The 5,678-nt window shown below is 72.7% G+C and carries 6 protein-coding genes; 3 read left to right on the top strand and 3 right to left on the bottom strand.

Annotated elements, in window-relative coordinates; translation table 11 throughout:
- Positions 1–42: 42 nt before the first annotated feature.
- A complete protein-coding gene (locus ACWGKU_RS40175) occupies positions 43–1,062 on the bottom strand; it encodes a hypothetical protein (protein ID WP_452181002.1) in 1,020 nt (339 codons plus the stop codon).
- Positions 1,063–1,219: 157 nt separating this feature from the next.
- Positions 1,220–3,007 (bottom strand): GGDEF domain-containing protein, encoded by a 1,788-nt coding sequence (locus tag ACWGKU_RS40170; RefSeq protein ID WP_401053107.1) that lies wholly within the window; start codon positions 3,005–3,007, stop codon positions 1,220–1,222.
- A 362-nt stretch (positions 3,008–3,369) separates the two neighbouring features.
- Between ACWGKU_RS40170 and ACWGKU_RS40165 the strand changes: the two genes are divergently transcribed.
- Positions 3,370–3,906, top strand: a complete 537-nt coding sequence (locus tag ACWGKU_RS40165) for a flavin reductase family protein (protein WP_387695577.1) — start codon at positions 3,370–3,372, stop codon at positions 3,904–3,906.
- Positions 3,907–3,918: 12 nt separating this feature from the next.
- Here the strand turns inward: ACWGKU_RS40165 and arfB are convergent, their stop codons facing one another.
- Positions 3,919–4,353 (bottom strand): alternative ribosome rescue aminoacyl-tRNA hydrolase ArfB, encoded by a 435-nt coding sequence (gene arfB, locus ACWGKU_RS40160; protein WP_401053109.1) that lies wholly within the window; start codon positions 4,351–4,353, stop codon positions 3,919–3,921.
- Positions 4,354–4,452: 99 nt separating this feature from the next.
- On the opposite strand from arfB, the gene ACWGKU_RS40155 reads away from it, so the two are divergent.
- Both ACWGKU_RS40155 and ACWGKU_RS40150 read left to right on the top strand, forming a co-directional pair.
- Positions 4,453–4,950 carry a hypothetical protein gene (locus ACWGKU_RS40155; protein ID WP_380554233.1) on the top strand — a complete coding sequence of 166 codons (498 nt, stop codon included), beginning with the start codon at positions 4,453–4,455 and terminating at the stop codon, positions 4,948–4,950.
- A 134-nt stretch (positions 4,951–5,084) separates the two neighbouring features.
- The gene (locus ACWGKU_RS40150) at positions 5,085–5,660 is read left to right on the top strand and encodes a TerD family protein (protein ID WP_359909342.1); all 576 of its coding nucleotides are present in this window, start codon (positions 5,085–5,087) and stop codon (positions 5,658–5,660) included.
- The last annotated feature ends 18 nt before the right edge of the window (positions 5,661–5,678 follow it).

Genomic DNA, 5,678 nt, shown 5'->3' with positions numbered 1-5,678 from the left:
TCCCCCTCGGGGGCGGGCGGCCGCGTCGCGTCCGCGGTGGCGTCAGCCGCTCGGCTCGATGGTGATCTGGTCGATCAGGATCGGCCCGGAGGGCACCGTGAAGGTCACCGAGTTCGGCCCGGCCTGGAACTGCGGGAGTATCCAGGTGGAGAACCAGGCGGCGGTCTGGTCCTTGGGGGGCGCCCCGTAGACCTTGTAGGTCACCCCGCTCGGCCAGTCCTTGCCGTTCACCGCGGCCCCGCCCTTGATGTCCGCGCCCGAGTAGTTGTAGTGCACGCTCAGCTTGTACGTCCCGGCCGTGGCGATGTCGCCGGTCCAGGTCACCGAACCGCCCGGCTGGAGCGTCAGGTAGCTGCCGTCGGCGGACTTGGCGCCCTTGACGCTGTTGCCGGACGGCGCGTTCTGCGCCTGGAGCTGGCCCGCGTCCACGCTCGTCGGCCCGGAGATGGCGGTGGCGCTCGACGTGGGGCCGGCGCTCGCGTTCGTGGCCGTCGGCGCCGGGCTGTTGGGGGCCGGCGGGGCGGTGGTCGCGGTGCCGCCCTTGGTGTTCTTGGTGTCGTCCGGGTCCCCGGTGGAGAGCGCTATGCCGGCGCCGATCGCTATCGCAGCGACCACGGCGACCGCGCCGATCACCGCGCCCTTGCTCCGGCCGCTGCTGCGCGGCTCCTCCCCCGGCTGCGGCCGGGAGTGCTCCGCGTAGCGGGTCTGCTGGGTGGGCGCGGCACCGTACTCGGGCTGCTGCGGCGATCCGGGCTGACCGCCGTACGGGGCCTGCGGCTGACCGCCCGGGTACCCCTGCGGCGGCATGCCCTGCTGGCCGTACGGCTGCTGCTGCTGTTGCTGCGCCCGCTGCGGATAGCCGTACTGCGCGCGCCCGACCTCCATCGGGCGGCTGTACGACGTGCGCGGGACCCCCTGCTGCGGCTCGGCCGGCTGCCCGGTGGAACCGTCGGCCGGGCGGTAGAGGTAGCCGAACGGGTCGTCGTCCTGCGGGGCACCGCCCCCCTGGCCCTCGGGCACTCCGTTGCTGCCGGCGGTCGTCACGGTGGTCTGCTCCCCCATCCGGTGCGCCGCCTGCTGCGGGCGGCGCAGATCATGGACGCTGTCGTACCGGGAACCCTACCTGTCGTATGTGACGGCGGGAAAAGACCCCTTGACAACTCGCGGGTAACCCGGGCCGACCTGGGCGGACCCGAGCCCGCACCGGCCGTCCGCCGGCTCAGCCCGCGCGCCGGTGCGAGCGCTCGCCGCGCGCACCGCGCACCGCCCCGCCCCGGGCCCGCTTCTCGTCGTACATCCGCTCGTCGGCGGTGTGCAGCACCTCCTCGATGCTCATCCCGCAGCCGGCCCAGCCGACCCCGAGGCTCACCCCCACCCGCATCGCCCGTCCGTCGATCCGCATCGGCGGGATGATGGCGCCCCGCAGCCGGTGGGCGAGGTCCTTGGCCTCCTCACGGCCGATCCCGTCGGCCAGCACCACGAACTCGTCACCGCCGAGCCGGGCCACCGTGTCACCGTCCCGGACGGCCTGGCTCAGCCGCCGGGCCACCTCGACCAGCACCGCGTCGCCCGCGTTGTGACCGAACCGGTCGTTGATCGACTTGAATCCGTCCAGGTCGCAGAAGAGCACCGCGAGCCCCTTGTCCACCGCCGCCGCGCCGCCTGAGCGGAACGGCGCCGACCAGGCTTCGCCGCCCGGCCCGTACTCGGCCGGGACCACCGCGTGGACGTGCTCCCCGTAGCCCGGGCCGAGCCCGCTCGGCAGGCCCTCGGGCAGTCCGTAGCCGTGCACCGGCCCGGCGTACGGGTCCGCGCCCTCCAGCCGCCCGTGCGCCGTGTGCGCGCTGTAGGAGTCGGCCGGGTAGCCGTACGGCTGCGGGTAGGCCGCCTCGACCTGGCCGGCCGCGGCGCCGACCGGCTGCGGCTGGGCGCAGAGCCGGCGGGCCAGCCGGGTCTTGAGCTCGGCGCCGTTCGGCAGCCCGGTGAGCGCGTCGTGGCTGGCCCGGTGGGCGAGCTGGAACTCGTGCCGCTTGCGGTCCTCGATGTCCTCGACGTGGGTGAGCAGGAAGCTCGGGCCCTCGGCCGCGTCCGCGACGATCGAGTTGCGCAGGCAGACCCACTGGTAGCCGCCGTCCCGCCGGGACAGCCGCAGCTCCGCGCGGCCGCTCTCGGCGCTGGTGCGCTCCAGCAGCGCCCGGTCCTCGGGGTGCACGAGGTCGGCGAAGCTCTGCTGCCGCAGCACCGCCCGGGGCCGGCCGAGCAGCCGGCAGAGCGCGTCGTTGACCCTGGTCAGCTGGCCGCGCCCGACGCCGTGCAGCTCGGTGATCGCCATCCCGCTGGGCGCGTACTCGAAGGCCTGGCGGAAGCTCTCCTCGCTGGCCCGCAGCGCCTGCTGCTCCTTCTCCAGGCGGGCCAGCGCGCGTTGCATCTCGGCCCGCAGCCGGGCGTTGCCGATCGCGATGGAGGCCTGCAGGGAGAACATCTCCAGCGCCTCGCGGGTCCACGCCCCGGGCCGCTTGCCGCTGCGCGGGCGGTCCACCGAGAGGACGCCGAGGAGGTCGCCGCCTGCGCTGTACATCGGGGCGAGCAGCCCGTCTGCGGGGTGCCAGTCGTTGGCGTACACCGGCAGCGGGCTGTCCCCGATCCAGCGCGGGATGTCGCTGGCGACGGCCCAGCCGCGGTCGTACGGCAGGAAGCGCAGGGTGCCCCAGTGGTCGCTGACGCCGAGCAGCCGGTCCCAGGACTCCCGGGAGCCGACCTGGCCGAGCAGCACGGAGGGGCCGCCCATCGGGCTCTCCTCCAGCTCCCAGACGGCCGCCACCACGAGGTCGCCGTCCGGCCGGACCAGGCTGACGGCGGCGGCGTCGAAGCCGAGCCCGTGCACCGCGCCTTCGACAACGGCCTGGAGCGTGCCAGCGAGGCTGCGGGCAGCGTTGAGGTCCGCCACGACCCGGTGCAAGGTGCGGAGGGTCGCGAGACGGACGTACGGCTCCGACTCGGCTTCCATGCGGGGGCTCCCCGGCTGCTTCGGATAGTTCTTGATTGGTTATCGTCCGATTGCCAGAAGAACTGAATCACAGGGAGCACAGCGCTCGGCACGCTCGGTCAGCAATAGGCCATCACTTGTGACTTAAATCACACGACACTAATGCGCCCTTAATCAGTTCATCTGTCCCATAGCGGGACATAAAGCGCTATCGGCACATTTCTGGTGGTCGACCGCATGGGCCCCGGACTGAAGCCGACTGGGCCCGCCGGTCCGGCCGCTTCACTCCTGAGGGTGAGTTCGGCCACCGGGCGCAACCCTTCGGCCGGAGCGCCGGTCCTACGACCAAGGCCCGATGCCGTTCCTCCCGGGTGACGACTACCGTGCGGTACGTGTACCCGTCCCCGCAGCCCGAAGCTGCCCCCCACGCCACGCCCGACGAGTTCCGGGCTGCCCTCTCCCAGCTCGCCGCCGGCGTGAGCCTGGTGACCGTCCACGACCCGGAGGACGGCGAGGACGTCGGCATGACCGCCACGTCCTTCCTCTCGGTGTCACTGGAGCCGCCGCTGGTACTGATCTCGGTCCGCGAGGACTCCCGGATGGACGAGGTGCTCTCCCGGACGGACACCTGGGCGGTCTCGGTGCTGACCGAGGGACAGAAGACGCTCGGCTCCCGGTTCGCCATGAAGGGCCGGCTCAGCGACCGGCTGCTGTTCGCGGACACCCCGCACCGACGCGGCCCGCGCACCGGCGCACCGCTGATCGACGGCGCGCTGGCCACCGTCGAGTGCCGCACCGAGCAGCGGATACCCGCCGGCGACCACACCCTGCTGCTCGGCCGCGTCCTGGAGGCCGTGGTCCCCGACCCGGCCGGCCGCCCGCTGCTCTACTTCCGCGGCGGCTACCGCACCCTCGGCTGAACCGCCCGCCGGCTACTCGCCGCCGCGCGGCGCCCGGCGGCCCTGCTTCAGTTCGGAGCGGAGCCGCTTGTTGGTCAGCCGCCGCTCGACCGTCCCCCGGCTCGGCCTGGTCGCCCGCCGGGCCTTCGGCGGCGGTGCGCACGCCTCGCTCAGCAGCGCCGACAGCCGGGCCGCGGCCGCCTCCCGGTTGCGCCACTGCGAGCGGAACTCCGAGGCCTGGACGACCAGCACCCGGCCGTCCACCAGCCGGCCGGCCAGCCGCTCCAGCGCACGCTCGCGCCACACCTCGGGCAGCGCCCCGGTCGACGCCAGGTCGAAGCGCAGCTCGGCCTTGGAGTCGGAGGTGTTGACGTGCTGGCCGCCGGGGCCGGAGGAACGCGAGAAGCGCCAGACGAGCTCGGCGTCGGGGACGACCACCGACCCCCGTACGCGGATGGGCTCGGACATGCGTCCATCATCCCGCGCCCGGCCCGCCCGGTCACCCGGTTATCGGTACGCCCCCGCGCCCGCGCACCCGGTTACCCCGATCCGCCCCGAGCCCCGACAATGGCGTACGTGATCGAGCTCGGCTACTCCCTCTCCAACCGTTTCCCCGACCCCCCGCAGACGGACTACCGCACCGCGTCGGTGCACGCCCTGCGCTACGACCTGTTCTGCGGCGACGTCTACCTGGACGGCGAGGGCTCGGACCTGTCCACCGCCTGGGGCTGGGTTCCGGTGCTCGACTTCGCCTGGGCGCTGTGCGACGTCGCCGAGCTCCTGGACCGCGACCCGGACGGCGGCCGGGCCGCGCGGGTGCAGACCGCCGACCTCGACTTCACCCAGAACACCGAGCTGCTGCGCTTCGCCCGCCGCTTCAACTGGGTCGAGGTCACCGCCACCTGGCTGCCGGACGAGCCGCCGGTGGTGGTCCGCCACGGCGAACTGCGGCGCGAGGCCCGGGACTTCCTCCAGGACACCCTGGCCGACCTCTTCGACATGCACCCCGGCCTGGCCGACAATCCGAACATCTGGACTCTGCAGGGCCGGTTCCGGCGGATCTGACACCGGCTTTGCCCGGGCTTTGCCCTCCGATTGGCGCCCGCGAAGAATTCACGCTTCCTGCGGAACCAAGCCGCCGGAGTATTGCGTTGTCCCGGGAAAAAGCGCACGAAGCGAACGAAGGGACTGCAATCGTCATGCCAGTGAGCCTCTCCAAGGGTGGCAACGTCTCGCTGACCAAGGAGGCCCCCGGTCTGTCCGCGGTCACCGTCGGCCTGGGTTGGGACGTCCGCACCACGACCGGCGCCGAGTTCGACCTCGACGCCAGCGCGATCGTCCTGAACGCGGACGGCAAGGTGCTGTCCAACGCCCATTTCGTGTTCTTCAACAACACCAGCACGCCGGACAACACCGTCGTGCACACCGGTGACAACCGCACCGGTGAGGGCGCGGGCGACGACGAGGCGCTCAACATCAGCCTGTCCGGCCTGCCGGCCGAGGCCGTCAAGATCACCTTCCCGGTCACCATCTACGACGGCGTCGCCCGCGGCCAGAACTTCGGCCAGGTCCGCAACGCCTACATCCGCGTGGTGAACGCGGCCGGCGGCGCCGAGATCGCCCGCTACGACCTCTCCGAGGACGCCGCCACCGAGACCGCGATGATCTTCGGCGAGCTCTACCGCAACGGCGCGGAGTGGAAGTTCCGCGCCGTCGGCCAGGGCTACGCCTCCGGCCTGGCCGGCATCGCCCAGGACTTCGGCGTGCAGATCTGACGCACCCGCGGGAAACAC

The organism is Kitasatospora sp. NPDC054768 (assembly GCF_053612025.1).
Note: the sequence above shows the minus strand (reverse complement) of the source record. Positions and strands in the feature narration are given on the sequence as shown.